The organism is Klebsiella sp. I138 (assembly GCF_051131765.1).
In the GTDB taxonomy this organism is placed as follows: domain Bacteria; phylum Pseudomonadota; class Gammaproteobacteria; order Enterobacterales; family Enterobacteriaceae; genus Klebsiella.
The window spans coordinates 2,206,190-2,223,995 of sequence record NZ_CP180447.1 but is presented as its reverse complement, the minus strand read 5'-3'; the positions used below and the strand labels follow the sequence as shown (position 1 = coordinate 2,223,995).

The following is a 17,806-nucleotide window of genomic DNA, read 5'->3' as shown; positions in this document are numbered from 1 at the left end:
ATATGTAGCAATTTTCGTGTTTGGCGTTGAAAAGATGAAGATTCTGCATAGCGCGATCTACGCAACAGGAATAGACTGGGTTCGACACTTTATGGAACATGCTAAAGGTTTTTTATGACACAACAGCCCCAAGCCAAATACCGCCACGATTACCGTGCGCCGGATTATCTGATTAGCGATATCGATTTGACCTTTGACCTGGATGCCGAGAAAACCGTGGTTACGGCTGAGAGCAAAGTCTCCCGTCACGCGGCTGCGTCTGATGTGCCGTTGCGTCTGGATGGCGAAGACCTGACGTTGGTCTCCATTCACGTTGATGGCCAGCCGTGGAGCAACTATAAAGAAGAAAATAACCAGCTGGCGATCGGGGGATTGCCGGAACATTTCACCCTAACTATCGTCAATGAAATCAGCCCGGCGGCGAATACGGCGCTGGAAGGTCTGTATCAGTCTGGCGAAGCGCTGTGTACCCAGTGTGAAGCGGAAGGTTTCCGTCATATCACCTGGTATCTCGACCGTCCGGATGTGCTGGCCCGGTTCACAACTAAAATTATCGCGGATAAAACAAAATATCCGTTCCTGCTCTCCAACGGCAACCGCGTGGCGCAGGGCGATTTGGACAACGGTCGTCACTGGATCCAGTGGCAGGATCCGTTCCCAAAACCTTGTTATCTCTTTGCGCTGGTGGCCGGCGACTTTGACGTTCTGCGCGATACCTTCAAAACCCGTTCCGGGCGAGAAGTGGCGCTGGAACTGTTCGTCGACCGCGGTAACCTCGACCGCGCGCCGTGGGCAATGACCTCGCTGAAGAACTCGATGAAATGGGACGAAACCCGTTTTGGTCTCGAGTACGATCTCGACATCTATATGATTGTCGCCGTCGACTTCTTTAATATGGGCGCCATGGAGAACAAAGGACTGAACGTCTTTAACTCCAAATACGTGCTGGCCCGGACCGATACCGCTACCGATAAAGACTATCTCGATATCGAACGCGTGATTGGCCACGAATATTTCCACAACTGGACCGGTAACCGTGTCACCTGCCGCGACTGGTTCCAGCTGAGCCTCAAAGAAGGGCTGACCGTGTTCCGCGATCAGGAGTTCAGCTCCGATCTCGGTTCACGTGCGGTAAACCGGATTAACAACGTGCGCACCATGCGCGGCCTGCAGTTCGCCGAAGACGCCAGCCCGATGGCCCATCCGATTCGCCCGGATAGCGTCATTGAGATGAATAACTTCTATACCCTGACGGTGTATGAAAAAGGGGCAGAGGTTATCCGCATGCTGCATACCCTGTTAGGGGAAGCTAATTTCCAGAAAGGGATGCAGCTGTACTTCGAACGTCATGACGGCAGCGCCGCCACCTGCGACGATTTTTTCCAGGCGATGGAGGATGCTTCTAACGTCGACCTGTCTCATTTCCGCCGCTGGTACAGCCAGTCCGGTACGCCGGTGGTGAGTGTTCACGATGACTACAACCCGGAAACCGAACAATACACGTTGACCATCAGCCAGCGTACGCCGCCGACGGCGGAACAGCCGGAGAAACAGCCGCTGCATATCCCGTTCGATATCGAACTGTATGATAACGAAGGAAAGGTGATCCCGCTGCAGAAGGGGGGGCATCCGGTACATCACGTGCTGAATGTGACCCAGGCTGAGCAGACCTTTGTATTCGACAACGTCTATTTCCAGCCGGTACCGGCGCTGCTGTGCGAGTTTTCCGCACCGGTGAAGCTGGAATATAAATGGAGCGACCAGCAGCTCACCTTCCTGATGCGCCATGCGCGTAACGATTTCTCCCGCTGGGATGCTGCGCAGAGCCTGCTGGCAACCTACATCAAGCTCAACGTCAATCGCCATCAGCAGGGACAGCCGCTGTCACTGCCGATTCATGTGGCCGACGCGTTCCGCGCGATCCTGCTGGATGAGAAGATTGATCCGGCGCTGGCGGCAGAAATTCTGACGCTGCCTTCCGCTAATGAAATCGCTGAACTGTTTGCAACAATCGACCCGATCGCCATTGCTGCGGTCCGCGAAGCCCTGACCCGCACGCTGGCGAAAGAGCTGGCGGACGAGTTCCTGGCAGTTTACAACGCCAACAAGCTGGCCAGCTATCGCGTGGAACATGCCGATATCGGTAAGCGTTCTCTGCGCAATACCTGCCTGCGTTACCTGGCGTTTGGTGAGGTTGAACTGGCGGATAAGCTGGTCGTCGCGCAGTATCATCAGGCGGACAACATGACCGATGCGCTGGCCGCGCTGTCGGCTGCGGTGGCGGCGCAGCTGCCGTGCCGCGATGCTCTGATGCAGGAGTACGACGACAAATGGCATCAGGACGGCCTGGTCATGGATAAATGGTTTATCCTGCAGTCCACCAGCCCGGCGGATAATGTTGTGGATCAGGTGCGCAGCCTGCTGAAACACCGTTCGTTTAGTATGAGCAACCCGAACCGCGTTCGCTCTCTGATTGGCGCGTTTGCCGGCAGTAACCCGGCGGCATTCCACGCCGAAGATGGCAGCGGCTATCAGTTCATGGTGGAGATGCTGACCGAACTTAACAGCCGCAACCCGCAGGTGGCATCTCGCCTGATTGAGCCGTTGATTCGCCTGAAACGCTATGATGCCAAACGTCAGGCGCTGATGCGTGCGGCGCTGGAGCAGCTTAAAGGTCTGGAGAATCTCTCCGGCGATCTGTTCGAGAAAATCAGCAAGGCGCTGGCGTAACGGCGATACGGTTCCCGGATAACGGCGCGGATGCGCCTTATCCGGGCTTTCAACAACCGGCGTTAACCGCGACTCAATAAGCGCGGCGTGGATTCGTTCTTGCCGCGTTTCATCACTCTGTTCAGCACTTCTGCTTCCAGTTCCGCCAGTCTGGCCGAACCGGTTCGTCGCGGCCGCGGAATATCGACGGCGACATCCAGGCCAATTTTTCCCTCTTCTATCAGCAGCACCCGGTCAGCCATGGCTACCGCTTCACTCACATCATGCGTCACCAGCAGCACGGTAAAACCGTGTTCCTCCCACAGCGAGACGATCAAATCCTGCATTTCCAGCCGGGTTAATGCGTCCAGCGCGCCCAGCGGTTCATCAAGCAGCAGCAGGCCAGGGCGATGAATCAGCGCGCGGGCCAGCGCAACCCGCTGTTTTTGCCCGCCGGAGAGTGCCGCAGGCCAGTCGCCGGCGCGGTTTTCCAGACCAACGCTGGCCAGCGCCTGCAGGGCGGCATCACGCCACTGGCCCTTCAGTCCAAGGCCGACGTTGTCGATGACCGATTTCCACGGCAGCAGTCGCGAATCCTGAAACATCATACGACTGTCGTCCTGGACCTGCGCCAGCGGCGTTGAACCTGCCAGCAGCTCACCGCCGTTGGGTTTTTCGAGCCCGGCAAGCAGGCGCAGCAAGGTGCTTTTCCCACCGCCGCTGCGCCCGACGACTGCAACAAACTGCCCGGTCGGAATATGTAAATCCAGTGCGTTAAGAATGGTATTTTCGCCGTAGCGTTTGGTCACGCCGTTAAGCAACAGCGGGATCCCAGGGTTCAGACGGGCTGTGGTCATGCGTTGGCCTCCTGAAGATGATAAGCCGGATTCCAGCGCAGCCAGACGCGTTCCAGCTGCTGGGCGCTGAAGTCAGCCAGTTTGCCAAGAATGGCGTAGAGAATAATGGCGACGACCACCACATCCGTTTGTAAGAACTCCCGCGCATTCATCGCCAGATAGCCGATGCCGGCGTTAGCCGAGATAGTCTCGGCCACAATTAGCGTTAACCACATCAGCCCGAGGGCGAAGCGGATGCCGACCATAATTGAGGGCAGGGCGCCAGGTAGAATGACATGGCGGAACAGAGCGAAGCCAGACAGACCATAGCTGCGCGCCATTTCCACCAGTCCACGGTCGATATTGCGAATGCCGTGCCAGGTGTTGATATACACAGGGAACATGGTCCCCAGTGCGACGAGGAATATTTTGGCGCTTTCATCAATCCCGAACCATAAAATGACCAGCGGAATCAACGCCAGATGTGGCACGTTGCGCAGCATCTGAATCGACGTATCCAGCAGACGTTCCCCCCAGCGAGACAGGCCGCTAATCATCCCCAGAACCAGGCCAATCGATCCGCCGATGGCGAAGCCCAGCAGCGCGCGCCATGAGCTAATGGCCAGGTGATGCCACAATTCTCCACTGGCAGAAAGCGTCCAGAAAGCCTTGAGCACGCCTTCAGGAGAGGGGAGGATTCGGGTGGATAACCAGCCCACGGAAGAGGCGAGTTGCCAGATGATGACGGTCCCCACCGGCAGCAGCCAGGGGGCAACCCGCAGCAGCAGTTTTTGCGCAGACGTGGCCATGATGTCCTCCTCAGCTCTGTGCGGCTTTGCGCGGGATAAACTCATTCGCCACCGCCTCACCCTGCAGGCGCAGACTCTGCGGCTGAGGGATCTGCGGGATAGTGACATCCAGCAGCGGGAACAGCAGTTCCCCGACGCGATACGCTTCCTCAAGGTGGGGATAGCCGGAAAAGATAAAGCTATCGATACCCAGCGCGGCGTATTCATTGATGCGCTCGGCTACGGTGGCCGCATCGCCGACCAGGGCAGTGCCCGCTCCTCCGCGAGCCAGTCCAACGCCGGCCCATAGGTTAGGGCTAATTTCGAGCTTGTCGCGACGACCGTTGTGCAGGGCGGCCATCCGCTGCTGCCCGACGGAATCAGTGTTGGCAAAAGCGGCCTGCGCCCGGGCAATCGTGGCATCATCAAGATGCGAGATCAGGCTTTCGGCCGCTTCCCACGCCTGTTCATTGGTTTCCCGGACAATTACATGCAGACGAATACCGAAGCGAACCTGACGACCGTGAAGCGCGGCCTTTGCACGCACCTGAGCGATTTTTTCTGCGACCTGTGCCGGGGGCTCTCCCCAGGTAAGGTACAGATCGACCTGTTCAGCGGCAAGATCCTGCGCGACATCAGAAGAACCGCCGAAATAGAGCGGTGGGCGCGGCTGCTGAAGCGGTGGGAACAGGAGTTTCGCGCCACGTACCCGCTGGTGTTTACCATTGAAGGTTACCGTTTCGCCCTCCATCAGGCGGCGCCAGATATGAGTAAACTCGGCAGAGGCTTCGTAACGTTCACTATGGTCGAGGAATACGCCGTCACCGGCGAGTTCCTGCGGATCGCTGCCGGTGACAAGGTTGAACAATGCCCGACCATTGGACAGGCGGTCGAGCGTGGCGGCCTGGCGGGCGGCGACGGTTGGAGAAGTTACGCTCGGGCGCAGGGCGACGAGAAATTTCAGACGCTGAGTGACGGGAATCATCGAGGCGGCAACCAGCCACGCATCTTCACAGGAGCGTCCTGTTGGAATCAGTACGCCGGTAAATCCGAGGCGATCCGCGGTTTGCGCAATTTGCTGTAGATAGCCGTAATCAACAGGTCGGGCGCCTTCTTCAGTCCCCAGGTAGCGGCCATCGCCGTGGGTTGGTAAAAACCAGAACATATTCAGACTCATGATTTCGCTCCTTGTGCGGTCGCGGGCTGCCAGATGCGGGCACGGATATCGACTTTTTTCGGTACCAGCTTGTTCTCATAGAACAGATCGGCGGTTTGCTGCTGTCGGGCGGCCGTTTCGGCGCTCACTGGCGTAATGGTGGTCGGCGGCCGATGATCCAGATAGCTGGCGATAACCGCTTCGGGGAGCCCCATCGTTTTTGCCAGTAGGGTGATGCTTTGCGGACGTTGGCTCAGCGTCAGGGCATCTGCCTGGCTGAATGTCTCCAGTACTCCGGTAATAAAGGAACCGTTTTTTTCTGCATAAGGGCGCGATGCCAGATAGAACGAGCCGGTTTGCTTGAGGTCGGTGCCATCTTTCAGCACCCGGGCGCTCGTTTGTTGCAGAGCGGCTGAGTAGTAAGGATCCCAGATAGCCCACGCATCAACATTGCCCTGCTGAAACGCGGCGCGTGCGTCGGCTGGCGCAAGATAGACGGGTTGAATATCGCTGAACTTCAGCCCCGCCTGCTGTAATGCCCGGAGCAGCAGGTTATGGGAACTGGAGCCTTTCTGGAACGCTACCTTACGGCCCTTCAGCCCGGCAACGTTTTTGATTGGACTGTTTTCTGCGACCAGAATAACTTCCGCTTTCGGTTTTGGCGGCTCCGCGCCGACGTACACCAGATCGGCCCCGGCGGCTTGGGCAAAAATCGGCGGAATATCGCCGGTACTACCGAGATCGATGCTGCCTACGTTTAATGCTTCAAGCATCTGCGGGCCGGCGGGAAATTCTACCCAGGTGATTTTGGTGTTCGGGTAGCGTTTTTCCAGCATCTGATAGCTTTTGGTCAGCACCATACTGACGCTGCCTTTTTGGTAGCCGACGCGCAGAGCATCCGGCGCGGGTTCTGCCGCATGACCCAGGGCGGACAGCGTCAGTAGCCCGCTTAGCGCGAGGATACGCAGAGGATTAAACATGTTCCACCCCGCGAATCGACGTCAGCGCCGGGGCGCGGCTGGTCGGACGGTGCAGCGCCTGCCAGAAGGTTTCCAGCGCCTGATCGAGTCGTCCCTGCAGGTTGGGCGTAAACTGTGGCTTGTGCTGATAATCCGTGACCTGACTATCATCGGCGAAAACACCATGCAGGATCTCCTGGGCTTTCAGGGCGTTGAGCACCGGTTTCAGCGCATAATCCACCGCCAGCATATGGGCGATCGTGCCGCCTGTGGCCAGCGGTAGAACGATTTTCCCCTCCAGAGCCCGCTCCGGGAGCAGGTCGAGCAGCGTCTTTAGCGCGCCGGAGAATGAAGCTTTATAGACCGGAGTGGCAATGATGAGCCCATCGGCACCGGCCAGCTGTTCGTTCAGGGTGCGTAGCGCCGGGGTATCGAAACGCGCATAAAGGAGATCCTCCGGAGCAAAATTTTGCAGATGCCAGTGGCAGACTTCAACATCTGCCGCGGAGAGCGTCTCTCTGGCATATTCCAGAAGCGCGCTGGAACGGGAAGGGTAACGCGGACTGCCCGCAAGTGTAATAACACGCATCTTCTCTCTCCTTATAACCAAATGTTTGCATTTATCTATAATTGATAACATTTGATGTCAGTGTGACAGAGCCGATTTATTTCCCTAAATGATTTTTCCACCCTTGTTTTGTCAGAAATTGCATAACGCGAGGAGAGAAAAGTAAACGTTTGCGTTGGATGCGAGATTTTTTGTCGTAGGTCAATTCCCTTTCTGGCGTCGATCGAACATAATACGCCCCCGGTTTGCACACCGGGAATCCAGGAGAGTTCATGTACTACCCCTTCGTTCGTAAAGCCCTTTTTCAGCTCGATCCTGAGCGCGCTCATGAAGTTACTTTTCAACAATTACGCCGTGTTTCAGGTACGCCGCTGGAAATGTTGGTTCGCCAGAAGGTGCCGTCCAGGCCGGTTACCTGCATGGGACTCACGTTTAAAAATCCGCTGGGTCTGGCCGCGGGGCTGGACAAGAACGGCGAGTGCATCGATGCGCTCGGCGCGATGGGTTTTGGCTCTATTGAAATTGGTACCGTGACTCCGCGCCCGCAGCCGGGGAACGATAAACCGAGGATCTTCCGCCTGGTAGATGCCGAAGGTTTGATCAACCGTATGGGCTTTAATAACCACGGTGTTGATAACCTGGTGGAGAACGTAAAAAAGGCGCATTTTGACGGTATTCTCGGTATTAATATCGGTAAGAATAAGGATACGCCGGTCGAGCAGGGTAAAGATGATTACCTGATTTGTATGGAAAAAATCTATCCTTACGCGGGTTACATCGCCATTAATATCTCTTCGCCGAATACCCCGGGATTGCGTACCCTGCAATACGGCGAGGCCCTGGACGATTTACTCTCCGGTATTAAAAATAAGCAGCTTGAGCTCCAGCAAAAACATCAGAAATATGTTCCTGTGGCGGTAAAGATCGCGCCGGATCTTTCTCTTGAAGAATTGATCCAGGTTGCCGATAGTTTAGTTCGCCATAATATTGATGGCGTCATTGCGACCAACACGACACTCGATCGTTCGTTGGTACAGGGAATGAAATACTGTGATGAAACCGGTGGACTTAGCGGCCGTCCGTTACAATTAAAGAGCACGGAAATTATCCGTATGCTGGCGGCGGAATTAAATGGTCGCTTGCCTATTATCGGAGTCGGAGGGATTGACTCGGTGATCGCTGCACGGGAAAAGATGGCCGCTGGTGCCAGCCTCGTTCAGATTTATTCCGGGTTTATTTTTAAAGGACCTCCGCTGATTAAAGAAATTGTTACCCATATCTAATCTTTTCCCCCTCTAATCTCCCCCAGGGCTTTATTTCCGGCCCTGGTTGTTTTATATTCCTTCATTGTTGCTTATTTAGACATTTTAGTCTTTTCTTAATTTTGATCATTATTCTGTTGCAGGATGCTATGGCATTACCGATGGACGGGAAAGAGGACGGGGGAACGATGCGAATTAAACCTGACGATAACTGGCGTTGGTATTACGATGAAGAGCACGATCGTATGATGCTCGATTTGGCCAATGGTATGTTGTTCCGTTCGCGTTTTGCGCGTCGGATGTTAACGCCCGATGCCTTTGCACCTTCCGGATTCTGTGTTGACGACGCCGCGTTATATTTTTCCTTCGAGGAAAAATGTCGCGATATAGAATTATCTAAAGAGCAGCGCGCGGAGTTAGTGCTTAACGCCCTGGTCGCGATTCGCTTCCTGAAACCACAGATGCCCAAGAGCTGGCACTTTACGACTCATGAAGAGTGTTGGCAGCCTGCCAGCGGTGACGCCGCGAGCGCCTGGCTAAGCGATAGCGGGCAGCAGGTTAATTTGCTGGTGGTTGAATCGGGTGAAAATGCTGCGCTTTGTCTGCTGGCTCAGCCAGGGGTGACGGTCGCCGGGCGCGTAATGCAGCTGGGAGATGTGATTAAGATTATGAATGACAGACTGCAGCCGGCACAAGGGATGACCAGCTACAGCCTGGGTCAGGCAGTTTAACAGACGCTAAGGCGCCAGCCGTAAAGCCGTTTTCGGTATGCAGCTGCAGCACAGAATTGTCCCATCCGCAGCCACCGCGTTTTTCTTCAGCGGGCTGACTTCGCCTTCTTCAAGTCTGATGCGGCAGCTGCCGCAAATCCCAGCCCGACAGGAGTAGGGGATTCGAATGCCTTTCTGCTCCAGCTGCTCCAGCAATACCTGCTGATTATTGCCGTTAAAACGCTGCCCCTGCCATTCAATTTCAATGACGGCGTCCTGCTGGACGGCAACTGTCGGCGTATCATCGCTCTCGCCAGCGCCATAGGCTTTTGCCGGGCCACGGGTCAGCACTTCCACTTCGTCGCCTACGCGAACCACGCCGCTGTTGCGGGCAATCAGGTTTTGACCAAAATCGACATCCCCGTTATCCAGCGCGGTGCGGAAACGCTGCAACGTGGCCAGCGGTTCACCGGAAGGATGCTTTTGCCCGCGTTCCGGGCTGACGGTGGTTAACACGCAGCGGCTGCAAGGCTTAGCCACGTCAAAAACCACGTCACCAATGCGAATGACTTTCCAGGTATTTTCTTCCCAGGCCGCGGCGCCGGTCACCACCAGGTTGGGGCGAAACTGTTCCATTTGTACGCTGGCCGGGCAGCGGCTTTGCAGATCGCGCAGCGAGGCTTCGTTGGCCAGCAGATAGGGGAAACCATCCGCAAAGGTGAGCGGGACGGCATCGTGGCGTTTAACCCGCCGGGTGAGCTGCGGGCCCAGCCAGCGGAGCTGAACGTCGCGGTTAAAGAAACCGCTGAGCCACTGGTTGACCGATGGCGGTGCAATCAGCGCGGTGAAGTGGTTCCCCCACACCTCGGTAGGTTCACCCTGAGGGGCAAAGTCGCTGAAGCGCACTATTGCACTGCTGCCGTCGACTGCCGTCAGATGAAGACCGTCGTGCAGTGGCGAGGGTGTAAACTTCACCATCTGGGGAAACTGGCGGGCGGTGATAAAAGTGCCATCGGTTTCCGTCACCATAAACGCGCGATCGAAGGCCAGGCCGCTGATATCGGCAAACGCGTGCGTCAGGCCAATTCCACGCATGGATTTGACGGGATGAATAAAAAGTCGCGAGAGCGTTATCATGCGCTGCCTCCGGGCTTAAAAATAAGCCTTTAACTTTATGACATGGGGCGCATATTGGCTATAATGCGCAACAATTTTCTTTTAGTAAAAGTGACGATATGAATTCTCTGTTTGCCAGTACGGCTCGTGGCCTTGAAGAGCTGTTAAAAACTGAACTGGAAGCACTTGGCGCAGTGGACTGCCAGGTAGTCCAGGGCGGGGTCCATTTTCAGGGAGATACGCGTCTGCTGTATCAAAGCCTGATGTGGAGCCGACTGGCTTCGCGCATCATGCTGCCGCTGGGTCAGTGTAGCGTGTACAGCGACCTGGACCTGTACCTCGGCGTACAGGCCATTCCATGGACGGAGATTTTCACCACCGACGCTACTTTCGCCGTGCATTTTAGCGGGCTGAACGATGAGATTCGTAACAGCCAGTACGGGGCGTTAAAGGTCAAAGATGCGATAGTCGACAGCTTCACGCGCAAAAATCTGCCGCGACCAAACGTCGATCGTGAAAATCCCGACCTGCGAATCAATGTCTGGCTGAATAAAGAGACGGCGCACATTTCGCTGGATCTCAGCGGCGAGGGTCTGCATCTGCGCGGCTATCGTGATGGTACCGGTATGGCGCCGATCAAAGAAACGCTCGCCTCGGCGATCGTGATGCGCTCTGGCTGGGCTCCGGGAACGCCGCTGCTCGATCCCATGTGCGGTTCCGGTACGTTGCTGATTGAAGCCGCGATGCTGGCGACCGATCGTGCGCCGGGCCTGCATCGTGGGCACTGGGGCTTCAACGGCTGGTTACAGCACGATGATGCGGTCTGGAAAGAGGTCAAGGCCGAAGCTCAGACCCGTGCCCGCAAAGGGCTGGCGGCCTATGAATCGCGTTTTTATGGTTCTGACGTTGATGCCCGCGTAATTGAACGCGCGCGTAGCAACGCCCGCCGCGCTGGCGTCGGTGAACTGATTACGTTTGAAGCAAAAGATGTCGCCCAGCTGAGCAATCCGCTGCCGAAAGGCCCGTACGGGACCGTCATCAGCAATCCGCCGTACGGCGAACGGCTTGAAAGCGAGCCGGCACTGATTGCCCTGCATAGCCTGCTTGGCCGGACGATGAAAACCCAGTTTGGTGGCTGGAACCTCTCGCTGTTCAGCGCCTCGCCGGAGCTCCTCAGCTGCCTGCAGTTACGCGCTGACAAGCAGTTTAAAGCGAAAAACGGGCCGCTGGACTGCGTGCAGAAAAACTATCACCTTGCAGAAAACGACGGTAGCGGCGCGGTATCCCTGGCGGAAGATTTCGCTAACCGCCTGCGCAAAAACCTGAAAAAATATGAGAAATGGGCGCGTCAGGAAGGTATCGAATGTTACCGCCTGTATGATGCCGATCTGCCGGAATATAACGTCGCCATCGATCGCTACGGCGAGTGGGTTGTCGTGCAGGAGTATGCGCCGCCGAAAACGGTTGATGCGCATAAAGCACGTCAGCGCCTGTTTGATATTATCGCGGCGACCATCTCCGTGCTCGGCATTGCGCCAAACAAGCTGGTGTTGAAAACCCGCGAGCGGCAGAAAGGGAAAAACCAGTATCAGAAAATGGCCGAGAAGGGCGATTTCCTGGAAGTGCAGGAGTATAACGCACGTCTGTGGGTCAACCTGACCGATTATCTGGATACCGGTCTGTTCCTTGACCACCGCATTGCGCGTCGCATGCTGGGCGAGATGAGCAAAGGGAAGGATTTCCTCAACCTCTTTGCCTACACCGGCAGTGCCAGCGTGCATGCTGGCCTTGGCGGGGCGCGTTCGACGACCACCGTCGATATGTCCCGCACCTATCTCGAATGGGCCGAACGTAACCTGCGCCTCAACGGATTAACCGGACGCGCGCATCGTCTGATGCAGGCTGATGTGCTGGGCTGGCTGCGCGAGAGTGATGAACAGTTCGATCTGATCTTTATCGATCCGCCAACGTTCTCTAACTCAAAACGCATGGATGATGCTTTTGACGTGCAGCGCGATCACCTGCGTCTGATGACGGATCTTAAGCGTCTGCTGCGCAAAGGCGGCACCATTATGTTCTCGAATAACAAACGCGGTTTCCGTATGGATCATGACGGACTGGCTCAGCTGGGGCTGAAGGCGCAAGAAATTACGCAAAAAACGCTGTCCCAGGATTTCGCCCGTAACCGTCAGATCCACAACTGCTGGCTGATTACTGCAGCCTGAAAGGAATAAAGAATGTCATTAATTAGTATGCATGGTGCCTGGCTCTCCTTTAGCGATTCTCCGCTACTGGACAATGCCGAGTTGCATATCGAAGATAACGAACGCGTCTGCCTGGTCGGGCGTAACGGTGCGGGCAAATCCACCCTGATGAAAATCCTTAACCGGGAACAGGGTCTGGATGACGGGCGCATTATTTATGAGCTGGATCTGGTGGTCGCACGACTGCAACAGGATCCGCCGCGTGATGTCACCGGCACCGTCTATGATTTCGTCGCGGAAGGCATTGCCGAGCAGGCGGCCTATCTCAAAGGCTATCACGATGTTTCACAGCTGGTAATGACTGACCCAAGCGCCAGGAACCTGAATGAACTGGCGCGTCTGCAGGAGCAGCTGGATAATTTAGGGCTGTGGCAGCTCGATAGCCGTATTAATGAAGTGCTGGAGCAGCTTAATCTGGATCCTAACGCCGAGCTCTCCTCGCTCTCCGGCGGCTGGCTGCGTAAAGCGGCTCTCGGGCGCGCGTTGGTCAGCGGGCCGCGCGTACTGCTGCTTGATGAACCGACCAACCATCTGGATATTGAAACCATTGACTGGCTGGAAAGTTTCCTCAAGACCTTCAAAGGGACCATTATTTTCATCTCGCACGACCGTTCCTTTATTCGCAATATGGCCACCCGAATCGTCGATCTCGATCGCGGCAAGCTGGTGACCTATCCGGGCAACTACGATCAGTATCTGCTGGAGAAAGAAGAAGCCCTGCGTGTGGAAGATCTGCAAAATGCAGAGTTCGACCGCAAGCTGGCGCAGGAAGAGGTATGGATCCGGCAGGGTATTAAAGCGCGCCGTACCCGTAACGAAGGCCGCGTACGCGCCCTGAAAGCGATGCGTCGCGAGCGCGGTGAACGCCGTGAAGTGATGGGCAGCGCGAAGATGCAGGTCGAAGAAGCTGCTCGCTCGGGTAAGATTGTTTTCGAAATGGAGAACGTCAACTACCAGATCGATGGCAAGGTCCTGATTAATGATTTCACCGCCCAGATCCAGCGCGGCGACAAAATTGCCCTGATTGGTCCGAACGGCTGCGGGAAAACCACGCTATTGAAACTGATGCTGGGTCAGCTAAAAGCGGATAGCGGGCGCATTCACGTTGGCACCAAGCTGGAAGTGGCCTACTTCGACCAGCATCGTGCGGAACTTGATCCGGACAAAACGGTGATGGACAACCTTGCGGAAGGCAAACAGGAAGTCATGGTGAACGGCAAGCCGCGCCATGTGCTGGGCTACCTGCAGGACTTTATGTTCCATCCGAAACGCGCAATGACGCCGGTACGTGCGCTGTCCGGGGGCGAGCGTAACCGCCTGCTGCTGGCGCGTCTGTTCCTGAAGCCTAGCAACCTGCTGATCCTCGATGAACCGACAAACGATCTGGATGTCGAAACTCTGGAACTGCTGGAAGAGCTGGTTGACGGTTATCAGGGCAGCGTGATGCTGGTCAGCCACGACCGTCAATTCGTCGATAATACCGTCACCGAATGCTGGATCTTCGAAGGGGAAGGGCGCATTGGTCAATATGTCGGTGGCTATCACGATGCCCGCGGCCAGCAGGCGCAGTATCTGGCGCAAAAGCAGCAGGTTGCCAAAAAAACGGTAGAAGTTGCTCAACCGAAAGCAGAAAGTGTCAAACGTGCGCCTAACAAACTAAGCTATAACCTGCAGCGCGAACTGGAACAGTTGCCACAACGGCTCGAAGAACTGGAAACCCAACTGCAGACTTTGCAGGAGCAGGTTGCCGATCCTTCATTCTTTGGCCAGACCCACGACCATACGCAGCAGGTGCTGGCACAGCTGGCCGAGGCGGAACAGGCGCTGGAAACCGCCTTTGAACGCTGGGAATATCTTGAAGGATTGAAAAACGGCGCATAAGCTGAGGAGTTTTCATGTGCGATCATCATCATGCTGCGCGGTCTATCCTGTGCCCCCAATGTGATTTGCTGGTGGCTTTGCCGCAGCTGGAGCATCGCCAAAAAGCCGTGTGTCCGCGCTGCGGCACGACGCTGACAACTTCATGGGACGCGCCTCGGCAGCGTCCCACAGCCTATGCTCTGGTGGCGTTATTTATGCTGCTGCTGGCTAACCTGTTTCCCTTTGTGGAGATGAAGGTGAGTGGCCTCAGCAGCGAAATTAACCTGCTGGAAATCCCCGGCGTGCTGTTTAGCGAAGATTACGCCAGCCTTGGCACCTTCTTTTTACTCTTCGTACAGCTGGTGCCGGCTTTTTGTCTGGTCACTATTCTGCTGCTGGTCAATCGCATTCGTATGCCGCGAGCATTAAAGGCATTTCTGGCGCGTATTCTGTTTCACCTTAAAACCTGGGGAATGGCGGAAATTTTCCTCGCCGGCGTGCTGGTGAGCTTCGTCAAGCTGATGGCATACGGTGATATCGGCGTGGGCTTAAGCTTCGCGCCCTGGTGTTTTTTCTGTCTGCTACAGTTGCGAGCGCTGCAATGCGTGGACCGGCGCTGGCTGTGGGACGATATTGCACCCATGCCTGCGCTAACGCAGCCACCGAAAGTTGGCGTGACGGGGATCCGCCAGGGTCTGCGTTCATGCTCGTGCTGTACCGCCGTTTTACCCATTGATGAAACTGTTTGTCCGCGCTGTCAGACGAAAGGGTCGGCGCGGCGCAAGAACAGTCTGCAGTGGACGCTGGCCCTGCTCATGACGTCATGCATCCTTTATCTGCCTGCCAATATTATGCCGATCATGATTACCGATCTGCTGGGCGATAAACTGCCGTCAACGATCATGGCGGGGGTCATTCTGCTCTGGAGTGAAGGGTCTTATCCGGTCGCGTTGGTGATCTTTATTGCCAGTATTATGGTGCCGACGCTGAAAATGCTCGCCATTGCCTGGCTTTGCTGGAACGCCAACGGTAACGGCAAGCGCGACTCGGAGCGTATGCATGTGATTTATGAAGTTGTGGAGTTCGTTGGCCGCTGGTCAATGATTGATGTTTTTGTTATCGCGGTGCTCTCGGCGCTGGTGCGCATGGGAGGGTTGATGAGTATCTATCCTGCGATAGGAGCGGTGATGTTTGCGCTCGTTGTTGTCATGACGATGTTTTCAGCCATGACGTTTGACCCTCGTTTGTTGTGGGACCGTGAACCAGATTCAAGCCATGAGGAAATGCAGCAGCATGGAAAATAAGAGCGGAGAAGCAAAAGTGCAAAAGGTGAAGAACTGGTCACCCGTGTGGATCTTCCCCATCGTCACTGTGCTAATCGGCGCGTGGATTCTTTTTTATCATTACAGCCATCAGGGACCGGAGGTGACGTTGATCACCACCAACGCTGAAGGTATTGAGGGTGGTAAAACCCGGATTAAAAGCCGCAGCGTCGACGTAGGGGTGGTGGAAAGCGCCACGCTGACCGACGATCTGACGCACGTTGAGATTAAAGCCCGTCTTAACTCCGGCATGAAGAAACTGCTGCATGAAGATTCCGTATTTTGGGTCGTCAAACCCCAGGTAGGACGCGAAGGTATCAGCGGGCTCGGTACGCTGCTGTCCGGCGCTTATATTGAACTTCAGCCGGGAACAAAAGGCGGGGAGCCTGCTCGTTTCTCACTACTGGACTCACCGCCGCTGGCTTCGCCGGATGCGAAAGGTATTCGTATTCTGCTGGAGAGTAATAAAGCGGGACAGCTGTCGCCTGGCGATCCGGTGCTCTTTCGCGGCTATCGCGTTGGCTCGGTAGAAACCAGCACCTTTGACGCGCAAAAACGCAGTATTACCTATCAGTTGTTTATCAATGCACCCAACGATCGTCTGGTGACGACCAACGTGCGCTTCTGGAAAGACAGCGGAATTGCGGTGGATCTGACCTCGGCAGGGATGCGTGTTGAAATGGGGTCTTTAGCCACCCTGTTCGGCGGCGGCGTGAGCTTTGATATCCCGGAAGGTCTGGATCTGGGTGAACCGGTTGCCAACAAAACGGGTTACCATCTTTTCGATGATCAGAAGAGCATTCAGGATTCTGTCTTTACTCAGCACATTGATTACGTGATGTTCTTTAAAGACTCCGTTCGTGGTCTGCAGCCGGGGGCACCGGTTGAATTCCGCGGAATACGTTTGGGTACCGTTGGGAAAGTGCCGTTCTTTATCCCAGGCCTGCATCAGCGCCTGAATGATGATTACCGCATCCCGGTGGAAGTCCGTATTGAACCAGAGCGCTTGATCAATCAGCTCGGCGGCGATCCGAATATCCGCACGCACATCGATGATCTCATTAATCGCGGTCTGCGAGGATCGCTGAAGACGGGGAATCTGGTGACCGGCGCGCTGTATATCGATCTCGACTTCTATCCAAAAGCGCCTCCGCGCGGCAAGATCCAGGAGTTTGGTACCTATCCAATCATACCAACAATCAGCGGTGGCTTTGCGCAGATCCAGCAACGCCTGATGGATGCGCTGGATAAGATTAACAGTCTGCCGATTAACCCGCTGCTGGAACAGGCGACCACCACGCTGGCGCAAAGTGAAAAAACAATGCAGCACGTTCAGACGACGCTGGATAGCTTGAATAAGATTGCGGCAAGCCCGTCAATGCAGCAGCTGCCGAACGATATGCAGAATACGTTGCGTGAACTGAACCGCAGTATGCAAGGCTTCCAGCCAGGCTCGGCGGCATACAATAAGATGGTGGCAGATATGCAGCGACTGGATCAGGTTCTGCGCGAACTGCAGCCGGTACTGAAAACGCTCAATGATAAGAGCAATGCGCTGGTGTTTGAGGCCAAGGATAAAAAAGATCCTCAGCCGAAGGGAGCGAAATAATGAAAAAATGGTTAGTCGTAGCTGCGGCATGTGCGCTGGCGGCATGCAGCAGCAGTGGGGAGAATAAAACCTACTATCAGCTTCCTGTTGCACAAAGCGGCGCACAAACCGCCGCCCACCAAAGTAAAAAGCTGCTGTGGGTTGAACAGGTGAGTATTCCGGATTATCTGGCGGGCAACGGGGTGGTCTATCAGACAACTGACGTGCAATATGTGATTGCCAATAATAATCTGTGGGCCAGTCCGCTCGATCAACAGCTGCGTACTACGCTGGTGGCGAACTTGAGTGCTCAACTGCCGGGGTGGGTTGTCGCTTCGCAGCCGCTGGGCAGCGAGCAGGATACGCTCAATGTGGCGGTTAATGGTTTCCATGGCCGTTACGATGGCCGGGTTATCGTCAGCGGTGAGTGGTTGCTGAAGCATCAGGGGCAGTTGATTAAGCGGCCATTCAATATTGAGCTTAAGCAGCAGCAGGATGGTTATGACGCGATGGTGAAGACCATGGCTCAGGCCTGGGCTCAGGAAGCGACCGCTATTGCCAGCGAGCTGAATCGCCTGCCATAAGCAAAATGAATGAAGTGAAAACGCCGCGCTGGACCGCAAAACCAGCGCGGTTTTTTTATTTGTCTCGTCAGGTTGTTACTTGTG

Annotated in this window: 14 protein-coding genes; 8 read left to right on the top strand and 6 right to left on the bottom strand. The window is 55.5% G+C overall.

From position 1 onward, the window contains the following. Window positions 1-114: 114 nt before the first annotated feature. Window positions 115-2,730, top strand: a complete 2,616-nt coding sequence (gene pepN / locus ACMYSK_RS10435; protein WP_434642709.1) for an aminopeptidase N — start codon at window positions 115-117, stop codon at window positions 2,728-2,730. Between the two features lie 62 nt (window positions 2,731-2,792). Here pepN and ssuB read toward each other — a convergent pair whose 3' ends face one another. Genes ssuB through ssuE form a run of 5 tightly spaced genes read right to left on the bottom strand, consistent with a single transcriptional unit; the run spans window position 2,793 to window position 7,037 of the window. Continuing rightward, window positions 2,793-3,566, bottom strand: a complete 774-nt coding sequence (gene ssuB, locus ACMYSK_RS10430) for an aliphatic sulfonates ABC transporter ATP-binding protein (RefSeq protein WP_434642706.1) — start codon at window positions 3,564-3,566, stop codon at window positions 2,793-2,795. Next, window positions 3,563-4,354: an aliphatic sulfonate ABC transporter permease SsuC gene (ssuC, locus tag ACMYSK_RS10425; RefSeq protein ID WP_434642703.1), complete on the bottom strand. Its 792-nt coding sequence runs from the start codon at window positions 4,352-4,354 to the stop codon at window positions 3,563-3,565. The genes ssuB and ssuC overlap by 4 nt, the downstream gene beginning before the upstream one ends. 10 nt (window positions 4,355-4,364) lie before the next feature. After that, window positions 4,365-5,510 carry an FMNH2-dependent alkanesulfonate monooxygenase gene (gene ssuD, locus ACMYSK_RS10420; protein ID WP_434642701.1) on the bottom strand — a complete coding sequence of 382 codons (1,146 nt, stop codon included), beginning with the start codon at window positions 5,508-5,510 and terminating at the stop codon, window positions 4,365-4,367. After that, window positions 5,507-6,469, bottom strand: a complete 963-nt coding sequence (locus ACMYSK_RS10415; RefSeq protein ID WP_434642698.1) for a sulfonate ABC transporter substrate-binding protein — start codon at window positions 6,467-6,469, stop codon at window positions 5,507-5,509. Before ACMYSK_RS10415 ends, ssuD begins: the two co-directional genes overlap by 4 nt. Next, the gene (ssuE, locus tag ACMYSK_RS10410; protein WP_434642695.1) at window positions 6,462-7,037 is read right to left on the bottom strand and encodes an NADPH-dependent FMN reductase; all 576 of its coding nucleotides are present in this window, start codon (window positions 7,035-7,037) and stop codon (window positions 6,462-6,464) included. The genes ACMYSK_RS10415 and ssuE overlap by 8 nt, the downstream gene beginning before the upstream one ends. 251 nt (window positions 7,038-7,288) lie before the next feature. Here ssuE and pyrD point away from each other — a divergent pair, with 251 nt between their 5' ends. Together pyrD and zapC are read left to right on the top strand one after the other, a co-directional pair. Continuing rightward, window positions 7,289-8,299: a quinone-dependent dihydroorotate dehydrogenase gene (gene pyrD / locus ACMYSK_RS10405; RefSeq protein WP_434642692.1), complete on the top strand. Its 1,011-nt coding sequence runs from the start codon at window positions 7,289-7,291 to the stop codon at window positions 8,297-8,299. A 167-nt stretch (window positions 8,300-8,466) separates the two neighbouring features. Then, complete coding sequence (zapC, locus tag ACMYSK_RS10400) at window positions 8,467-9,009, top strand: cell division protein ZapC (protein WP_434644024.1); 543 nt, start codon at window positions 8,467-8,469, stop codon at window positions 9,007-9,009. Window positions 9,010-9,015: 6 nt separating this feature from the next. Here the strand turns inward: zapC and ACMYSK_RS10395 are convergent, their stop codons facing one another. Continuing rightward, the gene (locus ACMYSK_RS10395) at window positions 9,016-10,125 is read right to left on the bottom strand and encodes a YcbX family protein (RefSeq protein ID WP_434642689.1); all 1,110 of its coding nucleotides are present in this window, start codon (window positions 10,123-10,125) and stop codon (window positions 9,016-9,018) included. Between the two features lie 98 nt (window positions 10,126-10,223). On the opposite strand from ACMYSK_RS10395, the gene rlmKL reads away from it, so the two are divergent. From rlmKL to pqiC, 5 genes are read left to right on the top strand one after another with little or no spacing between them, the layout of a single operon-like run. Continuing rightward, window positions 10,224-12,329, top strand: a complete 2,106-nt coding sequence (gene rlmKL / locus ACMYSK_RS10390; RefSeq protein WP_434642687.1) for a bifunctional 23S rRNA (guanine(2069)-N(7))-methyltransferase RlmK/23S rRNA (guanine(2445)-N(2))-methyltransferase RlmL — start codon at window positions 10,224-10,226, stop codon at window positions 12,327-12,329. Between the two features lie 12 nt (window positions 12,330-12,341). Continuing rightward, complete coding sequence (locus ACMYSK_RS10385) at window positions 12,342-14,249, top strand: ABC transporter ATP-binding protein (RefSeq protein WP_434642684.1); 1,908 nt, start codon at window positions 12,342-12,344, stop codon at window positions 14,247-14,249. 14 nt (window positions 14,250-14,263) lie between these two features. Next, a complete protein-coding gene (pqiA, locus tag ACMYSK_RS10380; protein ID WP_434642681.1) occupies window positions 14,264-15,532 on the top strand; it encodes a membrane integrity-associated transporter subunit PqiA in 1,269 nt (422 codons plus the stop codon). Further along, the gene (pqiB, locus tag ACMYSK_RS10375; protein WP_434642678.1) at window positions 15,522-17,159 is read left to right on the top strand and encodes an intermembrane transport protein PqiB; all 1,638 of its coding nucleotides are present in this window, start codon (window positions 15,522-15,524) and stop codon (window positions 17,157-17,159) included. Before pqiA ends, pqiB begins: the two co-directional genes overlap by 11 nt. Beyond that, window positions 17,159-17,722: a membrane integrity-associated transporter subunit PqiC gene (pqiC, locus tag ACMYSK_RS10370; protein WP_434642675.1), complete on the top strand. Its 564-nt coding sequence runs from the start codon at window positions 17,159-17,161 to the stop codon at window positions 17,720-17,722. Before pqiB ends, pqiC begins: the two co-directional genes overlap by 1 nt. Window positions 17,723-17,806: the final 84 nt, after the last annotated feature.